Source organism: Paenibacillus sp. J22R160, assembly GCF_059692135.1.
The window spans coordinates 135,797-156,909 of sequence record NZ_JCAUAU010000001.1; the positions used below are offsets into that span (position 1 = coordinate 135,797).

At 45.8% G+C, this 21,113-nt stretch carries 12 protein-coding genes; all 12 read right to left on the reverse strand.

Annotated elements, in window-relative coordinates:
• Nucleotides 1–2: 2 nt before the first annotated feature.
• Nucleotides 3–1,619, reverse strand: a complete 1,617-nt coding sequence (locus AC58UW_RS00555; RefSeq protein ID WP_497418776.1) for a response regulator — start codon at nucleotides 1,617–1,619, stop codon at nucleotides 3–5.
• A gap of 516 nt (nucleotides 1,620–2,135) precedes the next feature.
• Nucleotides 2,136–3,008, reverse strand: a complete 873-nt coding sequence (locus tag AC58UW_RS00560) for a sugar phosphate isomerase/epimerase family protein (protein ID WP_497418777.1) — start codon at nucleotides 3,006–3,008, stop codon at nucleotides 2,136–2,138.
• Between the two features lie 4 nt (nucleotides 3,009–3,012).
• Nucleotides 3,013–4,284, reverse strand: coding sequence for an alpha-L-fucosidase (locus AC58UW_RS00565; protein WP_497418778.1), 1,272 nt, complete (start codon nucleotides 4,282–4,284; stop codon nucleotides 3,013–3,015).
• A 22-nt stretch (nucleotides 4,285–4,306) separates the two neighbouring features.
• Nucleotides 4,307–6,001 carry an ABC transporter substrate-binding protein gene (locus AC58UW_RS00570; protein WP_497418779.1) on the reverse strand — a complete coding sequence of 565 codons (1,695 nt, stop codon included), beginning with the start codon at nucleotides 5,999–6,001 and terminating at the stop codon, nucleotides 4,307–4,309.
• Nucleotides 6,002–6,038: 37 nt separating this feature from the next.
• Nucleotides 6,039–6,938, reverse strand: coding sequence for a carbohydrate ABC transporter permease (locus tag AC58UW_RS00575; RefSeq protein WP_497418780.1), 900 nt, complete (start codon nucleotides 6,936–6,938; stop codon nucleotides 6,039–6,041).
• 37 nt (nucleotides 6,939–6,975) lie between these two features.
• Nucleotides 6,976–7,902, reverse strand: a complete 927-nt coding sequence (locus AC58UW_RS00580; protein ID WP_497418781.1) for an ABC transporter permease — start codon at nucleotides 7,900–7,902, stop codon at nucleotides 6,976–6,978.
• A 224-nt stretch (nucleotides 7,903–8,126) separates the two neighbouring features.
• A complete protein-coding gene (locus AC58UW_RS00585; protein ID WP_497418782.1) occupies nucleotides 8,127–10,349 on the reverse strand; it encodes a helix-turn-helix domain-containing protein in 2,223 nt (740 codons plus the stop codon).
• A gap of 144 nt (nucleotides 10,350–10,493) precedes the next feature.
• Entirely contained in the window at nucleotides 10,494–12,059 is a 1,566-nt protein-coding gene (locus AC58UW_RS00590) for a response regulator (protein ID WP_497418783.1), read from the reverse strand.
• Nucleotides 12,053–13,804 (reverse strand): sensor histidine kinase, encoded by a 1,752-nt coding sequence (locus AC58UW_RS00595; protein WP_497418784.1) that lies wholly within the window; start codon nucleotides 13,802–13,804, stop codon nucleotides 12,053–12,055. Before AC58UW_RS00595 ends, AC58UW_RS00590 begins: the two co-directional genes overlap by 7 nt.
• Before the next feature lie 126 nt (nucleotides 13,805–13,930).
• Nucleotides 13,931–14,890: an ABC transporter substrate-binding protein gene (locus AC58UW_RS00600; RefSeq protein ID WP_497419307.1), complete on the reverse strand. Its 960-nt coding sequence runs from the start codon at nucleotides 14,888–14,890 to the stop codon at nucleotides 13,931–13,933.
• A gap of 73 nt (nucleotides 14,891–14,963) precedes the next feature.
• Nucleotides 14,964–15,986 (reverse strand): S-layer homology domain-containing protein, encoded by a 1,023-nt coding sequence (locus AC58UW_RS00605; RefSeq protein WP_497418785.1) that lies wholly within the window; start codon nucleotides 15,984–15,986, stop codon nucleotides 14,964–14,966.
• 20 nt (nucleotides 15,987–16,006) lie between these two features.
• A complete protein-coding gene (locus tag AC58UW_RS00610) occupies nucleotides 16,007–21,043 on the reverse strand; it encodes an Ig-like domain-containing protein (RefSeq protein ID WP_497418786.1) in 5,037 nt (1,678 codons plus the stop codon).
• Between the last annotated feature and the right edge of the window lie 70 nt (nucleotides 21,044–21,113).

Here is a 21,113-nt window from a genome sequence, read left to right on the forward strand (position 1 = left end):
ACTCATTTCTCCCTTAGCAGCATTTCTCTGTATTCCGTAGGTGTTGTTCCCGTATGTTTTTTAAATGTCACACTGAAATATTGAGGGTCGCTATAGCCCACTTCTGACGCCACTTTGTATGATTTCAAGGAAGTCAGCTTCAACAAATCTTTGGCTTTATCCATGCGGACACGCGTTACATATTCCATTAGCGTTTGGTCTTTGTTTTGCTTAAATAAGGAGCTGAAGTAGCTTTTACTCAAATGGACATGACGGCAAATTTCATCGACAGAAAGGTTCTCATCGGAATAATGTTCCTCAATGTATGCGATTACACTTAGAATTTGCATCTTTGTTTGATCGCTTCGTTGCTCTGACGCATATTGCATGACTTTCTGACAAATGATTTTGAGCCAATCTTCAATTTCGTCCAATGTTTTGAAATGGCTGATCTCCTTGTGCACCATCTCATATCCTTTAAATTGCTCGATATCATCTCCTGTAAATTCATGAATCGTACGGACAATGGCAATAATAATAGAATGGATTTGCAAATAACATGCCCCGAGCGGCATCATCGAAGCTTTCAAGCTCTTTATTATTTGTTCGATTAGCAGCTGTGCTTGCTCGAAAGTCCCTGTTTTCACCAACGTGGATAACCTCATGTTCCATTCCAGATCCAAATGAAGATCAGGTTTACGATGCCCTTCCATATCCTTAATGCTAATAACTCTGTTATTACCGAGCAAAAACCTGTAGTCCAGCGCTGAGATGGCCCCTTTGTACGAGATGGGAAGATCGGTTAATGCGCTGCAAAGCGTTCCGACACCAACCGTCACTGTAAAACGCAAATATTTCTTCATACAGTAGCGAATAACTTCTGACAAATTAAGCGCGGCTTCATCGAGTTTATCATCTGATTCGCCATAAAAGATGACGATCATTCGCTCTTCTCTCGTTCGAAAGACGATGGCTTCTTTTCCGTCCATCACTTCTTGCACAATATTATAAGCCGCGGATCGAAAAAGCTCGGGGTCATTATGCCACTTTTCCCTGCTAATTTCGTCCAAATCGTCAATATCAACCGCTACGACAAGATAATTCGGAGCAATCAGCGTAAGTCCGAAATAATCGAGCCTTTCCATAATATTCGCTTCACTTAGCGTGCCGCCAATTAATTGCTCTAAGAACCGCTCTTTCAATAATGGCAGACTCTGAAAAAGCTGCATCTTCAGATGGGATAGATTTTCGCGGCTTTCCGCTTCCTTATCCATCTCATCTTTCACTTTATTCAGTAGACTGCGAAGCTCGTTTGCCGTAATCGGTTTGAGGACGAAATCATGAACTTTCAAGCGCAACGCTTGCTGTGCGTAGTCAAATTCATCATGACCGGTGAGGATGATGACCTTGATGTAGGGATAGCTCATTTGAATTTGCTTCGTAAATTCAATTCCGTCCATAAAAGGCATACAAATATCCGACAATACAAGGTCTGGTCTGAGATCAGCAATAGCCTCCAGTGCCTCGCTGCCATTCTGGAAGTCTCCCATACATTCAAAACCATGCTGTTCCCATGCAATACTCTCCCTGATGCCTTCTCTAACCTCCGCTTCATCATCAACGATTATTATTTTATACATAGAGCCCCCCCTTTTTCTTTGCGCAAAATGGACTTCCAGTCATTCCAGAAATCCTGACAAAAAAAGGATATTAAACAAAGGAAACACACGTTTTAACGGTTGTATTTCATTTGTTTTTCGTGTTTCATCATCATTATACAAGTCTTTGCTATCTTCGTGAAGAGTCTAATTTCTAGCATTCTTGCCCTACTGAAGCAATTGGTAGGAGCAATCTGCAGGAGCAATCCCTTTTTAGGGGAACTCCAGGCCGCTAATTCGGCGGAAATGGGAGGTTTGGGTGCTGGAGGGGAACTGTGGGGTCTTATTTCAGCTGAATGGGAACCATGACTATCCGATATAGCGAAATAGAGGACTGTAGATCCCATCCACCCGCTCCCAAAGCTATTTTCGGTGAAATAGTGCCCTGTAGTTCCCCATTGCGCGACGTGGCGCAGCTCCATACTCCACATTACCGCTGCCACCACCTAAAAAAGCTGCCAATCGCTTGAATCAGCGAAGGCAGCCCATTGTTTCATATTAATTTTCATTCCACAATCTTCGCAAGTTGTTCATGCCGAGCCGTGATCCCAACTCGCAATCTTCCATTCCCTCGAATTCCACCGTTACATAGCCGTCGTAACCTGAGCTTTTGATCAGCTTAACGACTTCTCGAATCTCGATATCTCCTTGCCCAACGATCGCGCCTCTTAAATAATTCCCGCTGGACGTCCGGAACCAATTGCCTTCTCCGGGGTCTTGGAAATACGGTCTGAAGTAAAAATCCTTAAAATGAATCAAGGATGCATACGGCAAATTCTTGCGCACGCCGACCAACGGGGCTTCATCTACACACATAAAATTGCCTACATCCAAGGTGGTTTTAAAATTAGGCCGATTTACTTCGAACAGCACACGCTGCACGCGATCGCTTGCTTGTACGGAAAATCCGTGATTTTCAATCGTCGTCGTAATGCCGTATTCTGCCGCATAGTCAGCTATGACTCGGCTGCCCCGAACAATGAGCGGCAAACTATCTTCAAAGTATTGGATCGTCATTTTCTCAGGAGGCAGAGTGAAAGCGGTAACATCATGACGCATATGCCGAATGCCTAACCGATGCACAAGATCAACATGCTGCTTGACGCGATCCATCTCCTCTTCGAATTCCGACTCCGTATCCTGCACGAAATTGGCGGGAATGGAATAGTTGGAGAGGTCGATGCCGACCGCCTTCGCCTTATCTCTAAGCTGATCAGCGAGCTCCAAATTATCCACCAGCGTGTAACCGTAAGGAACAAGCTCCAGATGTTCGCCCCCATTCTCTTTCACCCAGTCAACAGCATCCAAAATTGTCATTCTCTCTGATTTCAATGCCTGCAGTAAACTATACGAACTTAATCCGATTTTCATCTTCTTACCTCCCGTAGTCGTTTCCATTACCAACATGATGAAAGCTTAGCCCTAGAAGATTAGCTTCTTGATCACTCTCAATGATTTCAATAATAACGCCGCGGACTTTAATGGCTGGGACTCGAATGATAGCTTTGTGACCGATATGTTGTCCCTCATAAATGGTTACAGGTCTTCTCGATTTGTGAGTGATGATACTAATCCTAAAGCTTCTTACCTGTTCGCCGTCAGTCAAATCCTCTTCAAGGACAACAAGATCAAGCATGTGCGCTTGCTCCGTCTCGTAAACCCACGTATTGCCCCTTTTATCGCATTGCGCCAGCGCTGCAAAAGGGCTTCCCAGATGTCTGCGAATTTCCGAACCGAAATCAAGCAGTCTTTCCGCGTCCTTCTCAGGAAGCAGGCCGCTACGATCCGGTCCGATATTGAGCAGCAAGTTTGCGCCCCTGCCAACCGAATGCATATAAATGCCCAGTAGTTCTTCCACACTTTTCAGGGTATGTTCATCGCTGTCGCTATAAAACCAATTCCCCCGCATCTGGACATCGCATTCCGCAGGCAGCCACAGACGATCACCTAGCTGCTCTTTCTTCTCCGTCAAAATGGAAAACTCCGTGGCTTCTACGACATTCCAACAGGGCACAGGTGCAATGCCGTCCTCGTTTCCTACCCACCGGAAATCGGGATCGCCCATATTAAAAATTAAAATCTGAGGCTGCATGCGGCGAATTTCACCAATAATGCGATTCCAATCATACGAATGCCCTTCAGAGCCGCAACCGTCAAACCAAAGGATGTCAATTTCACCATATTCACTAAGCAGCTCAGTTATTTGGTTGACGAAATAATCATCATAGGCTTTCGCATCCTGGGTGTAAAAATCCGCAGAACCATCGTACGGTGAATAGTACAACCCTGGTTTCACATCATATTTGCGGCATGCATCAACAAATTCGCGAATGACATCCCCTTTCCCTTCCTTCCACGCGGAGGCTGCCACACTAAATTGACTGTAGCGGGAAGGCCAGTTGGAAAACCCGTCATGGTGCTTCGCCGTTAGAACTGCGTAGTTCATTCCGGCCTCTTTGGCGGTACGAATCCACTGCTCACAATCCAAATGAGCGGGGTTAAAAGCAGACGGGTCCATCCTTCTTTCATCGAAATCAACATAACCCTCGTAGAACGTGCGCAGTCCAAAATGAAGAAACAATCCAAATTCCCAGTTTTGATAAGCTAGTTGTCTGGCTGTGGGGGTTAGCTTCTGAACAAGATTCATATCATCCGACCTTTCTCATTTCCTACTTTTTGGCAACAGCCTTCTGATAAATCTCCATATATTTACCAAGCTGCAGGCCATCAAAGCCCTTCACATAACTATCCCATTCCTTGTCGATGTCTTTGCTGCCGGTAATGAACTGCGCCGAGTTGGACTTGATGTAATCACGAATTGTTGTTTTCAACTGCGCTGCAACCTCCGCATCTTCCAGTGCGATGAATACGCTAGGTGGATACATGACTTTGGATTGGAAGGGTTCATATTTCGCTGATTCACGCTTCAAACGCACTTCATACGCCCCTTCTGCTTGCGGATCTTGCAGAGCTGCCCATGAATCGCGATATTGGAACGTACGGAGCGAAGGCCCGATTTGTTCCCAACCATCATTGTGAGTAGGTTTGTTGTCAACCTTTGGAATAACCGCATATTTCGCCGGCTTGCCGTTCATATCAAGCTCGCCGTCCTTCGCTTTGCGCCATCCTACATTTTCCATGCCGCGCTCTTCCAGTACAATCGCTTCTTCTGTGTACAAATAGTCGGCCAAGCGAATCGCAGCAATTTGCTGCTCTTTGGTCGCTTTGTTGGTAATCGCCATTTGCGAGCTGCCCACTCCCGCAAAATAACCGGCTTGCTGCACACCGTTAGGTCCTTTGAGCGGAGGTAAGCTAACGTACTCTTTGTGACGAGGGTGCTTCTCATCCGGAGAGTGCGCGTAGCTAATCAATGCGGTTGTTATGCCGCCCATCACATTTGCGTCCTGACGGTTACCCAACTGCTGAATCGCATCCGAATTTTGTGTAAAGGACGCTGGATCGATCAATCCTTCCTTGTACAGCTTGTTTAGGTACAACAAACCTTGCTTCCATTCCGGCTTATTGGCAACCAAATCCACCTTGCCGTCCTTTAACTGAAGGAAAGTGCCGCTGTCTTTATCAATCTGATCGTCAATGATGAATGCGTTCATCAAGAAGGACGCGATGTTGCCCGCCCACATGTCGTCTGAACCAGTCAGCGGTATTTCGTCTTTTTTCCCATTGCCATTCGGATCTTTTTCCTTAAATGCCTTTAACACTTCATAAAACTCATCCGTCGTCGTTGGCATTTTCAACCCGAGCTTATCCAGCCAAGCCTGGTTAATCCACAGCTTTTGGGCATAGTTACAGTGGTAGCATTCGTTCACTTGAGGAAGGGCATAGATGTTGCCGTCAGGCGATGTGATGGAACTTTTTAAATAAGGCAGGTCAGCCATTGCTTTCTTGAAGTTAGGCGCATATTTTTCAATCAAATCGTTCAGCGGAATGAACACGCCTTGCTTGCCGTACTTCATCTGCTCATCTTTGGTTAATGCCCCTTGCAAAATCACTTCAGGGTAATCGCCGCTTGCGAGCATCAGCTGTTTGCGGTCATTCAGCGCTTTGTCAGGTACGAGATCCCATTTAATTTGAATGTTCGTCTTGTCCTGAAGATATTTGGTAAAAGAGTTTGTCTCCATATTTTCGATACTGGCCAGCTGTGGTGCGAACATTCTGATCGTCATCGGCTTCTTCACAATCGGATATTGCCCAATAGGCGTGAAATCCTCGCTTGCGGCTGGCGCGCTGCCTGAAGGTGCGTTATCCGCAGGTGTACCGGAATCTGTGCTGCAAGCGCTCAAGATGAGTGAGAAACAAAGTGCGGCCCCTACCGCGCCGTTGTATGATTTTTTCCATTTTCTCATAGTGACAACTCCTCCCATTTTAACAAACCATGTAAATTCAACCTTTTAATGAGCCAATCATGACACCTTTTACAAAATGCTTCTGAACAAACGGATAAATGATGAGGACTGGCGCGCTTGCCACAACAATTAGCGAATACTTAAGCAGGTCCTTCAGCCCTTGCTGGGCCAGCATCTGATCGACTTTGGACACCATGGTTGGATCTATCGTATTGAGAATAAGAATGTTGCGCAGAACGATCTGGAGTGGGAACAAATTCGGCGATTTCAGGAAAATCAAGGCATCGAAGTAGGCGTTCCAATGGCCCACAGCATACATCAATGTCAGCACGGCCAGAATCGGTTTGGAGAGCGGGAGTACAATACTCGTAATGAATCGAATGTCGCTGCACCCGTCGAGTTCCGCCGCTTCTGCAATTTCATCAGGAATTGAGGTTTGAAAAAAGGTGCGGGCGATAATCACTTGAAACACCGCCATGGCTCCCGGCAAAATCATCGCCCAACGCGTGTCGAGTAGATGCAGGTTTTTGACCACGAGATAGAACGGGATCAGTCCTCCCTCGAACATCATCGTGATCACAAGAAGCACCATGATGACATTGCGGCCGTAGAACGTTTTTTTGGCGATGGGATAGGCCAGCATGACGGTTAATGCGACGTTGACGATGGTGCCCACCACGGCGTAAAAGAACGAATTCATGTAACCGGTTACGATTTGCGGATTGCGGAATACTGCTTTATATCCCTCCAGCGTAACATCAACAGGAAGCAGCCATACTTTGCCGGAGACGACCGCCTGCGGTGAGCTAAACGATGAGCTGATGATGAAAATAAGCGGAAACAGGACGACAATTAACACCGCGATCAGAAAGATATAAATACCGAGCAGAAACAATCGGTCGCCCTGCGATTCGCGAATTTTGGACGTTTTTATCATAGAGGATCCTCCTTACTACGGATTACGGCGCCAGCGGTTACCATAAACTCGAACTGGACAACTTTTTGGCTATGTAATTGACCCCTACAAGAAGAATCAGATTGACAACCGAGTTGAAGAAACCAATCGCTGCCGAGAAGCTGAAGCTGGAACTGAGCAGTCCCACTTTGTACACATAGGTCGAAATGACCTCCGAAGTGCTAACGTTGAGTGGATTTTGCATCAAATATATTTTCTCGAAGCCAAGCTTCATGATGTTGCCTAAATTGAGAATAAGCAGGATGACGGAAACCGGAATCAAGCTCGGAATATCAATGTTTACAATTTTCTGCATACGGGACGCGCCGTCCACTTTGGCCGATTCGTAAAGTTCAGGGTTAACTCCCGACAAAGCCGCAATATAAATGATGGCGCCGTAACCCGTATGCTGCCAAACATCCGACCAAACATAGATCGATTTGAACAGGCTGGGAATTCCCATGAAGTTGGTATTGTCCACACCGAGCGCGTGCAGAAACTTGCTGATAATTCCAACGTTTGGCGACAAAGTGACAATAAGGATAGACACCATGATGACCGTCGAAATAAAGTAAGGCGCGTAAGTGATCATTTGCACGCTGCTTTTGAAAAAACCGTTACGAATCTCATTCAAAGCAAGCGCCAATAGAATCGGAGCTGGAAAGCCCACAAGCAAACCGTACATACTAATGCCCAGCGTGTTCTTCAAATAGAGCCAGAAATTCGGGGACTCGAAAAACTGCTCGAAGTATTTCAGACCTACCCAAGGGCTGCCCCAAATGCCTTTGATGACGTTGTAGTCTTTGAAAGCAATGACGACGCCAGCCATAGGAATGTACTTAAAGATGACCAAATATAGCAGCGGTAAACCTACGACTACATATAACTGCCAGTGGCGCTTCATCTTTTTCATGGACGTTCCTAATTCCTTCTGCATGCTTAACATAGGCTCCTTCTCCTCCTTTCATCTGGATGGATTGCGCTTTCACACCTTCATCGTAAAGGCGATCACAGGCTGCTGCAAGAAACAAGAATCGCGCTCTTAACCGTTTTCGCATTGCCTGAAAAAGCGCGCAGCCCCGGAGATTCTCCGGAGCTGCTGCTTGATATTCTGGTTATTAGGGCTAGGCAAATCAGCTGAGCAAACGATTTTCTACGGTTTAACCAAATTCACCCAATCTGTTTGCGCACCGCATCCTCGCGGAATTCGCTAGGTGAACAGCCAACCACTTTCTTAAACACCCGGCTGAAAGAGATTGCACTTGTATAACCGATCTGCTCAGCCACCTCTTGCATCGGTGCTTGCGATTCCACGAGCAATCGCTGCGCTACCTGGATACGGATATCGATCAGGAAGTCGACGAACTTCTGTCCGGTCTCTTCTTTAAACAGCTTGCTCACATATTTGCTATTAATCTTGAAGGTTGCGCTGAGGTAATCAAGCGACATATTCGGATTGGCATACTCTTCTTCGATGAACTTCCGCATATCACGAATCGTAGCTGCATGTAGACGCCTGTCCTGCGCTTCCAGCAGACCTGTGTACAAACTGTTCAGCACGCTGAAGGATTCTTCCCGCATTTGTTCAAGAGAATGGCAGTCATCCATGACTTTACTCAGCCTCGGCAGGCCGTCCTGCACCCATATGTCTTGAGACTCTTTGGTCATCCCGGCCATTTCCCGTCCCAAATAATAGATTAAATAATTCATCAGATTCGTAATTTCATCCTTGGTTAATAACCCAAGCTTCATTTCGCCAAATAGCTCATCATACTTGGTCTTCCATTCATCTTCGAGAAGTCTGAACGACTGCAGGATGGAGCGAATGGCATTTAGATGTGAAAATACTTCGGCCTGGCCGTGATTGGCGATGTGCTCACTGGTGATCAGTCTGTTTTCGCCAAGCACAATTTTATAGGTAAGCGCCCTTAGCGCTTCTTTATACGAAGTTGCAACGCTCGCAAGCTGTAAAACCTGCTCACCAATTCCAACCGTTACCGTAAACTTCAAATTCTCCTGAGCCCACAAACGTACATGATCAAAAAGCTGAAGGATCGAGGTAGCGCCGGCTTCCTCCTCGTTATCGGTGAACACCATAACACTGAGTTGATAAGCGGAAGTCCACTCTGCCCAAAGCACGAGCTCATATTTCGGTGAGAGCTCCTGAATGACGCTGCGCAGCGCAAATTTGAGAAGATTCTGATCTCGGCGTGAGTATTGATAGCAGAAATCACTGTATTTGTCCATTTCGATCACCAGCACCACTTGTCGATCGGAAGTGTAGGGAAGCTGCAGGCTGCTTGTTTCCTCTACCCATTCATCATGCGTTAGCCCCGTGTCGCCTTCGATAAGCTGATGGAACAAGTACCTCGTTCGGAGATGCCTGTCTTCTTCATGCTTTTGCTGATACTGATTTGATTGTTCAATGATATTGGACAAAGCTGATTCGATAAACGAAAATTCATCTCCCCCCTCCTTGGACAACGGAAGACGGTAACCACGAATACGCGCCACGATCTGCTCTAGGGGCCTCGAATTGCGTCTGGTCACATAAAGCAGCCACACAAAGCCAACCACAATCATCGCGATTCCGATAATGAACCAAACGTTATACAGCGAGGAAATGACATGAAATACCTTGCCGTTAACAAGCCCGCTTTGATAGGACCATCCCGTATAACTCGATACATAATTCGAGAAAATCCTTGTTTGATCGTTTGAGCTGAAATCACGAAACAAATCGTTGCCCACGGCGTCCCTAAGGCCGATATAACTTGTTTTGGAATCGTACAGATCGGCGATACTGGTCCGTAATGAATCCGTCGCCACATTGACGACGATCATTCCCTTCTCGCCTGTGATGAAAGGTGCACCCCGCACTAGACTGACCACTGGCTTACTGCCTTTTACAGAAAATTGCTCGAAATTTCTTACGCCTGACCATTTTTTGCTTCCTAGCGGATCTCTAGCTCTCTGAATAAACGGTTCATCTTTGTAGTTGCTTAACTGATCACTAGTTGCATTACTAAGCACAAAATTGTCTTCAAACCGCACCAAATAGATCGAATCAATCATGGGGTACGAGGAAATCATATCCTGCATTTTCTTTACCGCGCTAATATTGATGAAAACATTACTTTTGGCTTCATGATTGAAGAAATCGATTAATTCCTTATTATTAATCGTTTCCATCATCACCATGTTGTCAATTGCCTTCAACGAGGTGTCGATCAGGCGCATCGCCTGTAAAGACAACATTTTGTTGGCATTTAGCGCTTCTTTGCGGCTTTGTTCACTCAGCACCTGAAAAAACACGAAAAACGTAAACGTGACCACGATAATAAAAATCGGCATATAGGAAAGCAGCAGCCGATTAAATAGCGTTTTCCTCATGTTCAGCCTCCATTGTTCAAACGGAATGACGACGGTGAGCAAAGGGGAGCATGCATCGTATGGATGCCTCTGCCTTTTTTGCGTCTATCTACCAGTGTACACGCTTACATCTGATATCGTCCACTCTAAGTCACGCAGTCGGCCTCATTTGTAATGCTTGGGGCTGACCCCTACATACTTTTTAAATATTCTTGAAAAATACGTGCGTTCCATATAGCCTAGCTTTAGCGCTATCATCTCAATATTGTACTGTTTTTCTCTTAATAAGCCGCAGGCAATTTTCATTTTGAATTGATGATAGTAATCAACGAAATTCACACCCGTTTCCTGCTTGAAATACCGCGAAAAATAGCTTGGATTCAGAAATAAATAATCAGCGATATCCACCATCGAAATATTTTCAGCCAAATGATCCGTTATGTACCGGTCGATTTGCTGCAGCTTCGGCTTTTTATCAATCACCGTATGAATAGAAGCCGTATGCAGCTCTTCTAATTTGCAGCTGATTAATTCAAGACTCTCTTTCAACCGCTTGCACCTCAGCAAACAGCTATGAAATGTTTCTTCGCTCTTATGCTTAGCTTCCAATTCGATCAGGCGAATTCGATGCGAGCACGCTGCAAGAAACATCCCCGACTCAATTCGCTCTTCACGAGCGAAAGATACTAACGCACATAAGGATTGTGTAATCCCATTAGCATTGGTATCTTTGACAGCCTCTGTGATCCGATCCCATTGTTCCTCCAGAGAATGATTGACATTCCACAAGGGGACTTCCCGTGATTTTATCGCCCCAAACGTATCGTCCTCATAAAAAGATGACTTCTGCCACATCTTCATCGTCTTGTAATTTGCTCTTATTCCCTCCACACCTTTGAAAGGAATCCCGTAATGAAGGAACATATCCATCTTCAAATACTGTTTAATTAGTTCCCGTAAAGATAATAAATAATCCTTAAACAAGGTTGTCGTATTCAAGCTCAGATTCGGCTGATAATTATAAATACAAATCAATTGACCGTCAGCATCGGAAAATAACGTGACCTGCTGCTGCGATTGCAGCGACAAATCATTGGCTATGTTCCCAGCCGCATACAATAGCAAATTCATATCTTCAAATCTATATTGCTTATAGACGGAAGCCCTATGAAAGGAACCAACCGCCATAAGAAAGTGCGAATGTCCCCAGTTGATGCCTAAGCGCTTCCCGTAACTAAGCATCTCCGGGGCAGATGACGTTGTAAGCAGCTGCTGAAAGTACGTCTGCTTGAGCAAATCCTTATTTTTGATCAAATCTTGTTTATATACGATATCCTCTACTTGATTCTTGGCCTCAGTTAGCAGTTGAATCGCTTTGCGCAGGCTCTCATCAAGCTGCTCCGTGGTTAACTCATCCTTAATCAAATAATCGACAGCATCTAATTGCACAGCTTTTCTGGCATAATGAAATTCTTCATGACAGGTCAAAAACACGACCTGAAGCTCAGGCTTGAGCGCTTTCAGCTGAGCTACCAGCTCCAAGCCATCCATTTGCGGCATCCCAATATCCGTAATCACCAAATCGAGCTGCGTTTCATGGAAAATCTGCATGGCGCTTTCTCCCGAATGTGCAGTCGCAGCAAGCCGCAGCCCCAACGATTCCCAAGAAATCAGTTTCGTTAAATATTTGATCATCGGCACATCATCATCTACCAACATGACATTCAACATGCAGATCCCCCTGTATCTAATTTCTCTTTAAATCCGAGTCTAACGGTCAAGCCGCCGAGCTCACTCTGTGTACATGTTATAGATGAGCCGCTGCCATATGTCATCTTCAGACGTTGGAAAACGTTCCACAAGCCTACTCGCTTATCCGATTGCCAGGCTTCTGTATCCTGCGAGCTTTGCAGCTCGGTATTGAGATGGTCTATTCTCTCCTCACTCAGTCCTAGTCCGTTATCGGAGATAGCAATTTCCACGCTATTTTCTCTTTGCTCAGCGCGTATGACGATTCGGGGCTGACCAACGGCTTTCTTAAAGCCATGCACAAAAGCATTTTCCACGACGGGTTGAAGCAGAAGCTTCGGGAATGCAAAGTTAGCAAGCTCCGGAGGAAGCTCAATATCCAACTGAACCACAAGATCACTTCGCATCTGCATAATGTCCACATAATGAAACAGCAATTTGCATTCATTTCCTAGACTAGAGGGTTCATTGAACTTCATATAAGCCCTTAATAAGCTCATCAAAGAATTAATTTTTTGACTATGGACCATCTCGTTATCTAAAGCTAAATTGCATTTAATCGAGTTCAGCGTATTCATCAGGAAATGAGGACGAATCTGTGAATAAAGCGCTTGAAGCTCTAATTCACGCTTCTGCTCTTGCTCCTGCTCGTTTTCCACAATAAGCTGGTTGATTTGCTCCAGCATAATATTCAAGGTTCGGCCAAGATCCGAAATTTCATCTTTGCCATCTGCTTCAAACCGAATTCGTCGGTTGCCATTACCAAATTGCTTCACGCCAGCTTGAAGCTGCCGAATAGGCCGATGAAGCCGCTTCGCTACATACATCGAGACGACGAAAAAGATCAGAAAAAAAGGAATGATCAGCAGCAACGTAATGAAAAATGTCTTCGTAATTTCACCGGTAGCTTGCTCGTCCGGCGTTTCACTGATAAGCTTCCAGCCTGAATATTGAATAAGACTCTCATTTCTAATGCTATTTTTCGCGGTAGCTTCCATGCCATAAGAGACGTCCGGATTCCCTGCAATCATAATGCCTTCAGCATCAAACAGAGCCAACTTCGAAGCACTTAACTGAGCGAACGCTTTCATAAAATAGCGCTCAGGGATGGAAATAAACAATGTACCCAACTGCCGGGTATCACTTGGAGATTTGACTACCCTCGCAAGCAAATAGGCTTTATTGGTTATTGCGTTTGCCCCCTGTGTGGGCACGGTTCCAAGCCATTGCAAAATATTAGGTTTTGACAGATCCACACGCGATTTGACGACTTCGTACTGCTGCCTCGTCACTTCTGGGTCTGCCCCTTGAATCTCACTGGACTGCACGATAAATCCCGCTTGATTGGACACGTACATGAGGATATCCGGATTCATCGTTTTCACATCAACGAGACTGAAAAAGTCTTTGATTTGCAAATACGTCTCAAAATCATGGAAGCTTTCAATACGCTTCATCGCCATAAAATTGCGCAGCTGGTTCTTCACATTTTCATCCTGAACAAAAAAGTTCGAAGCATACGTCATATCATCAATCGTTTTGGAGATATCCTTGGCAATGACGGTAAGCACCATTTGATTGCTGAGAAAGATTTTCTCCCTCACATTTTTATGCGTAATGGAATAATTGAGAAAGGAGGCAACCACCGTTGGCAGCAAAATAAAACAGAGAAATGAGATTTGAATGCGTCGATAAAAAGAAAATCGAAATAGTGAGTTTATTCTCATAGGAACTCCTTTTGCCTTCTAGATGCTTAATTCACTACTCCTATCATAGCATAACGCCTGTTACCCTATGAACGAAAAACATAGAGGACGTTGTTACGCCCTCTATCCGGTGTGTCCATGAGGACCTTATTTCGCATTTTGTTTGGCGATTTTATCCGATTCATCCATCATCCACTTTTGAGCTTCCTCAGCTGTCGTGTTGTCGAGCATAAATTTGCTAAAGCCTTTTTCTAATATGCCCTTCAATTGGTTGCCGTAAGAGACGGAAATGGCAGGATCAAAATTGGTCTTTATTTTCTTATCAAAAATAGTTGCTTGCAGCGACGTTACATCGATAATATCCGCCGCTTTGCCATATAAGCGATCTACAATCGCTTTGGGGTCAGCCTTTTTATAGCCGGACAATTCGAGTCTTGCCTCTTGTTCCGTCGTCATATAACGAATGAAATCGTAAGCTTCCTGCTTATGCTTAGAGTTGGAGGCAACCGAAACGTAAGATCCTCCTATGTTCGTCATGCCTTGTTCTCCGCTTTTGGATGAGCGAGGCAGCGGGGCAATGACCGATTTAAATGTATGAGGATACTTCTCTTTGTTCATCACATTATCGAGCATGAATGGCGCCGTTGCCAGCATAGCCGCTTTACCGTTCAAATATTCCGTAATATAGCTGAGCTTCGCCCCAACAACATCTGCCAAAGGCTTAACGGATTTATCATCTTTCTCCATGGAGCGACGCAGATTGAAGAAATAGGCAAATGACGGATCATTAAAACCAGGCTTGAGGTCGCTAGTCAGATAAGGGCTCTTGAGATCGGAGTACGCAATTAAATTCGTATACTCGCCCCATGTGTGGAAATAAGCGCCGTATCGTTTATCGTTGCCTTCGCCTTTCGAAAGTTTACTCGCATACTCCCGGAAATCGTCCCACGTCCAATCGAAGGATGGCAGCGGAAGATTGGCTTCCTTCAATGCATCCTCATTGATCAGCACAAAATAAGGACTTGATGTCAGCATCGTCGCGAAATATTTCCCATTCACTTTAGGATTAATGTAATAATCTTCTTCGGGTTTTACATTCTTTCTTATCTACAAATGAAAAAGATTGCCAACCACCTGACCTGAATGGTCCGGTAGAAAGCAATCTTATCAAACTAATCGATTATTTCGCGCTGATACCAGCTAAAAGTCTTTTCAGCACAACCACCGCTTCTGCTCGGGTGGCATGCTCCTGCGGAGCAAATTCTTGCTCTGTTCGGCCATTCATTAAACCAGCGTCCACAGCAAGTGCTACGACATGTTTTGCCCAATCACTGACGGAATTCTCATCGCTGAACGGGGTCGAGGTATTTGCCGTCATATCTTCGACTTTCGTCCCTGTCACCTTAGCCTTCGCTCTCATGAGCATGGCTGTCATTTCTTCACGCGTAATGTTCTTCTCCGGAGCAAAGGTATCATCAGCAACTCCGTTGATCAATCCTGCTGCATAAGCTTTCTTCACAGTGCCCTCATACCAGGAGCCTGCTGCCACGTCAGTAAAAGGATTAAGCCCCGCGCCTTCCTTAAGGTTCAATGCTTTGGCAATTAAGGTTGCAAACTGTGCTCTTGTTACATTCGTATCCGGTGCAAAATGATCGTCATCCATACCTTCTACAATCTGTTTATTGACCATTAGCATAATATCTGATTTGGCCCAGTGACCGGCAAGATCGCTGAATATTTTGGTGAAATCGGCGAATTTACTAAGCGTAATGGATTGATTTTTCAAATTGTGATCCACGATTTTCATAGAAGTCCACGTAACTTGGGAGGACCCAACCTTCTTGGCTTTAAAGGTGATGGTACCGATGTCCACATTCCCCTTCTCGCCATCCACTTTCCCCACTTTGGTATGCGCAAATGTCACTTCGTTGTTCTTCACAATGGGCGAAACAGAGAAGCCTTCTATCTTGGTGTCCGCTTTGACGACTTCGAGTTTGCTGGCATCAAAGGAGAATTTTGCTTCGTACGCGTATAAATCCTGCATATTTTCCCCTTGCAGCGTAACGGTAAATTCGCCTGTTGACTCAGCATCCGAGGTCTTCATCACAAATTGGGAGGCTTCCTCCGCATAAGCCGGACCTAGTAATGCTAAGGAACAACCAAGATTGCAGACTAATGTGGCAAATATGATTTTACGTCTCATTAGGAGTCATCCTCTACGATTTATTGGATTATTTTGGCGGCTACAAAGGCAAGGTCGTTAATATCGATATGACCATCGCCAGTAACGTCCGCTTTCTTAGCTTGTTCCCAATCCGGGCTGGTTGTATCTTGGCCGTAATGGGATGCTACGATGGCCAAATCGCCGATCGTCACTTTCATATCGTTCGTAAGATCGCCAGGAATGCCAGGAATCGGAGCAATAATCGCTACGCTGTAGCTAGAAGCTGCCGCTTCTGCCTCTCCACCTTGTGCATCGCCCAACACCGCTTTCGAAATGGCCATCGTCCCCGTCTTATTTTCCGTGACAACTTTGGCTCGGAACGTCAGTTCCACAACTTGCGCATTACCGCTAACCGCATGAGCTGCGCCCTGGCTAACAATGATCATCCTCAGCTTACCCGCTGATTGCGTGATCGGCTCCATAATGGTGACGCCGTCAATCACAGATTTCGCAGATACAAACTCCATCACATTGGCATCATATTGGGCGGTCACATCTTGTGCTAATGCCGCCTGTGCTATGTTTTTCAAACCATAAGTGACTTTGAACGACTCGCCAGATTTAACGGTGTCGCTACCTGTAAGCTCCGTCGAGAGAACTACCGGTGAAGCCGCAATGTGAACCGTGATAACAGCCTCATCAGAATCAGCTATACCGTCATTTACTCTGAAAGTAAATGAATCTGTTCCAGTTGCGCCTGGGTTCGGTGTATACGTGAACTCACCTGTTGCTGGATTGGTAATTACCGCTGTTCCTTTCGTGCCACCCACCTCAATTGAATACGCAAGGGCATCCCCATCATAACGGCTAACCGACAACTTGCCATTGTAGACAGCGTCTTGCACGGTGTTCACAGCTGCACTTACAGCTGTAGGACTCTCATATAACGAGAGGGAGAAATCGTCTAAATACGCTACTTTCCCATCGTTGCTTGCATTCGTATTTTTCCATGAATAAATGTTGGCAGATGTATTCGCAGCACCTGTTTTGAAAATGATTTTACCTTCTGAATAATCCAGTGTACTTATTGATTTTGAAATCTGGCTGCCGCCATAATTTTTGACACCAATGCTTTGTGTATTTCCGGCATCCATTACTTTAATCCAGCCTCTAGCTACATAGTTCGTATTCGGTGTCAAACCGCTTACCACTTGTTCAGCACCTGAATTATTGCTAATAAACTTCACCGCATTGCTGCCAGAATGTACATTAGCCGGATCGCTAATGATTGTGGCGCCTGTACCATAGAACGAAGTCCAGCCAGAAGGCGGCGCTGTTGTTCCCGCTTCGAATCCGCCGTTTTGGAGCAAGTTCGACTGTGCTATGGCTACCGTTACTGTTCCGACATTAGAATCGACCAAGCCATCAGAAGCTTTGAATGTAAAGCTATCGTTCCCTGTCGCACCTGGATTAGGCGTGTATACAAAGTCTCCTGTCGCATTATCCAACAGTTGAACAGTGCCTAACGATCCGTTACTCACGATTGAAAATTGAAGCTGATCGCCATCGGGGTCGCTTGCAGCGAGCTTGCCCGTGACCGGGCGGTCTACTTTCACGCTGTATTTCGCATTCGAGATCAATGGACGGTGATTCACTCCTGTTGTCTCGCCTTGGTATTCGAACGCTCCAATATCCGCGAATCCTTTGTATAACGGACTGCCTTTATAATCCTTGCCGCCATGATTGTTCATCACGACTCCTGCATTAATAGCAGGTGAGTCTGGCTGCAGTTCATAGGCATTTGCTGTTGCCAAACCTGATCCTGCACCGCCTGGATTCACAAACTTAGGTTCAGCTGTCACTTTGTTAACATCGTTAGGCTCATTGGCAGGATGAATGCCTCCCGCTTCATAGAACACATTGTTGCTGAATAAAGCATTGCTCCAACTGTTGTTCAACCAATTTGTAGGTGTCGTCGTGTTCGTGTTATAGAAAATATTGTTATAGAAGCTATAACCGCCCTTCACCGTGTTGCCTGATCCCATCATTTGGTTTTTGCTGCCATCATAATAAAACACATTATTGTAAATGGAACCCGTTGTCTTCTCGTCAAAAGCAAAGTGTCTGAAAATAATGCCATCATTCTGACTGACGTTGTAGCGCAATACATCGTTCTCATTGGTTCCCATCAGGAGCATAAAGCCCATCGGATTGTCATGACTATAATTGTACTGGTAAACCGTATTAATCAGGAACTCATCGAAGTCAAAGGCGCATCCGTCCTGATTATTAGCAGGTCCTCCCGTAACCTCGTTATACTGAATAAGGGTGTTCTTAGCCACTGCCAGCCAAATCCCTGCAATGGCATTACTGCTCGCAACCCGCGTACCGAATTTGTTCAAGTAGTTATATTCCAGCACTGCCCCATCCGTATCCCTTAAAATAATGCCGTCACCGCCCACATCTTCCATGGTGTTGTGTGCGATGTAAAAGCCCGTGTTCCAATTGCCATATTTGAATGTGGCTGTCGTTGAAAACGAATCGTCGCCTACATAGTTTGCATGAGCAGCAACACGAATGGCCACGCGATCGACTTTGCGAATCGTATTATTTTCAACCTTCACATCATTGAATCTAGCCGATGTCACTTGGCTAGTTGGAGCTGTTCCTTTGACAACGCCGATAATGCCGCCATTTTCTTTAGGACCCGCGTTGTTGTTGCCGTCAATGTCATGTACATAACAGTTTCGGATATAAATGTGGTTATATACCCGATCACTTTCATTAGCATCGATGGTAAAGAAAATTCCCGCTCTAAACGCCGCAGAATTGTTATTCTCGATCGTAAAATTGTCATCATTCGTTACTTCTAGATGATTAAGCTCCCAATATTCCTGATTTTTCAGAAACACTGCCCCTGTGTTGTAGGTCGTCCCTGAGTTGTAAATCGTTTGATCGAAATTATTCCCCTCCCCGTTAATAAGGGGTCTGTTGCCTGTGCCGTATTGGTCGATGATAATTGGACTACCTTCCGCTCCTGAACCTTTCGGCCATAATTGACCGTCCCATGAATCGCCGGCTTTGAGCAAAATCTTATCGCCAGGAATAAATGTCGTGCTGCTGACTTTACTCAAAGTTTTCCATGGTGCAGCTGCACTTAGTCCATCATTCGCGTCATCGCCTGAGGAGGAGCTGACATAGAAGGTATGACTTCCCTGACCCGAAATTTGGATGTTCGTTTGACCGACGACACCGCTGCCGTCTTGCGCTGTTGCTTTGACAGTCACAGAGCCATTGTCAAGAGCTGTCAACAAACCCGTGCTGCTAATTGAAGCACTTCCTGTCCCATTCTCTACCGACCAAGCTACGTTGGTGGTTGATGCTCCTCCAGGCTGAGCGGTCGCTCCCATTTGGAGCTGCCCTGCACGCGAAGTAATCTCAGTAGCTCCGCCTGCTCCTGTCACCGTCAGAGAGGTCATTTTGACATCAAATGTTAGCTGCAAAACATTACTTTTAACTCCGCTTGGATCATTGGCTGTTGCTTGAACTTGCACGGTGCCGGCTTTGACTGGCGTAAGAACACCTGTGTTCGAAACCGTTGCGACATCCGCTCCTTGCAGGATTGCCCAAGTAACAGATGGATCTGCCGTGTCTACCGGAGTGACTGAAGCACTAAGCGCTACAGGATCAAGCGTCGTGAAACTTATTGCTCCCGCTGGCGCTTGAATCGTGATAGCTGTTGCTTTAATCGTCTGTCCAGTGATCGTGATTAAAGCACTGCCCGATATTTCCGGCTTAACCGTGGAAGTCGCCGTTACTTTGACGGTCCCATTCCCCATCGCAGACAATAAGCCCGTTGCCGATATCTCTGCCTTGTTCGTTGGCGTACCGTCTGCATTCTCCACTTTCCATGTCACCATGGAAGGTGCGCCAGCAGGATTCACAGCTGCTGTCATTTGCAGGGTACCTGCATCTGCCGTAATGGCTGCTGCTCCGCCTTGTCCGGCTACCGTCAATCCTTCCAGATCAGCCGTCGTAACCGGAATCGACAGTGTCGACGAGAGACTCGTTCCAAGCTGCGTAGTTTTAATATCGTCGTAGTAAGTAACAGCATTGTTAGGCAACCAGTTGCCAAGCAATGCGACGTATTGATATTTCGTTTCTGCTGTTGTCGTGCCAACCAAAGTTCCGTCTATGTACATCTTGGCATCGGTGCCCGATGTTAGGTCCCATTTGAACTCATGCCAAGCTGGTGTTGTTCCACGATTCACGGAGGAAGGGGAAAAAGAGGAAGTCATCAATCTCGTCGTGAATTTAGTCCCCGAACCCGTAGCCCCATCCCAATGCTCCCCCATGAGCAGCCCTGCTGATACATTTACGGCTCCAGATGTGGTTTTGGCACCTACATAGATATTGTTTCGAGACTGGTCAATGGGAGAAGTTGCGCCTGCAGACCCATTATAAAACCATGCCGTCACAACCCCATTCAGGGGTGCGCCCATGTCAACTCTTACGGTATTCGTTGTTGGTCCTGTACGATTAGCACTATACGTGCCGCTATGCGCTGGAATGCCGGCCCCTGTTTTGGCCACTACGGCAGTTGATGCCGTTGTGGTGGCACTCGGGTCGTAGGTAAAGCTGCTGATATTCCCGCTTTCAAACCCCTCAACATATTTCACATCCAAATACTTGATGTCAGCTTTAACATCTACAGGCACATTGCCCGCTGAGCCATCGTACGTCAAGATGCCTGTTGCATCATCAATCTTTACACCTTGAACAGTTGAGGTATAATGAACGCTGCTGAGCTCAGGATCTGTCGAATTGGAGGCGGCGGTCTTCTTTAGCTCTACTTCCGTCCCATTGCTCATATGTGCCATTACCTTTAACTGAACTTGCTCGCCAAGCGTCGCAATCTGCGCTTTGTCAGCTACCACATAAGTACTTACTACCGATGGTATAGCCGAAGGCGATGGAATAACTGCCGCATAGGCTGTTTGGCTGCTGCTTCCGAGAGGAAAGTTCACCACATTGACAGCCAATAGCGAAACAACACCGAAAGAAACAGTGCGTTTAAACGTTTTAATAAAGTGCATGATTCACGGCTCCTTTGTATCGTATGAGAAGCTATAGTCTTCTCCATATGATACAGTACGTATTGTCCAA

What these genes read in the sequence shown, in the direction of transcription:
- AC58UW_RS00555 (WP_497418776.1), bottom strand. Translation starts at nt 1,619, where the DNA reads ATGTATAAAATAATAATCGTTGATGATGAAGCGGAGGTTAGAGAAGGC.
- AC58UW_RS00560 (WP_497418777.1), bottom strand. Translation starts at nt 3,008, where the DNA reads ATGAAAATCGGATTAAGTTCGTATAGTTTACTGCAGGCATTGAAATCA.
- AC58UW_RS00565 (WP_497418778.1), bottom strand. Translation starts at nt 4,284, where the DNA reads ATGAATCTTGTTCAGAAGCTAACCCCCACAGCCAGACAACTAGCTTAT.
- AC58UW_RS00570 (WP_497418779.1), bottom strand. Translation starts at nt 6,001, where the DNA reads ATGAGAAAATGGAAAAAATCATACAACGGCGCGGTAGGGGCCGCACTT.
- AC58UW_RS00575 (WP_497418780.1), bottom strand. Translation starts at nt 6,938, where the DNA reads ATGATAAAAACGTCCAAAATTCGCGAATCGCAGGGCGACCGATTGTTT.
- AC58UW_RS00580 (WP_497418781.1), bottom strand. Translation starts at nt 7,902, where the DNA reads ATGTTAAGCATGCAGAAGGAATTAGGAACGTCCATGAAAAAGATGAAG.
- AC58UW_RS00585 (WP_497418782.1), bottom strand. Translation starts at nt 10,349, where the DNA reads ATGAGGAAAACGCTATTTAATCGGCTGCTGCTTTCCTATATGCCGATT.
- AC58UW_RS00590 (WP_497418783.1), bottom strand. Translation starts at nt 12,059, where the DNA reads ATGTTGAATGTCATGTTGGTAGATGATGATGTGCCGATGATCAAATAT.
- AC58UW_RS00595 (WP_497418784.1), bottom strand. Translation starts at nt 13,804, where the DNA reads ATGAGAATAAACTCACTATTTCGATTTTCTTTTTATCGACGCATTCAA.
- AC58UW_RS00605 (WP_497418785.1), bottom strand. Translation starts at nt 15,986, where the DNA reads ATGAGACGTAAAATCATATTTGCCACATTAGTCTGCAATCTTGGTTGT.
- AC58UW_RS00610 (WP_497418786.1), bottom strand. Translation starts at nt 21,043, where the DNA reads ATGCACTTTATTAAAACGTTTAAACGCACTGTTTCTTTCGGTGTTGTT.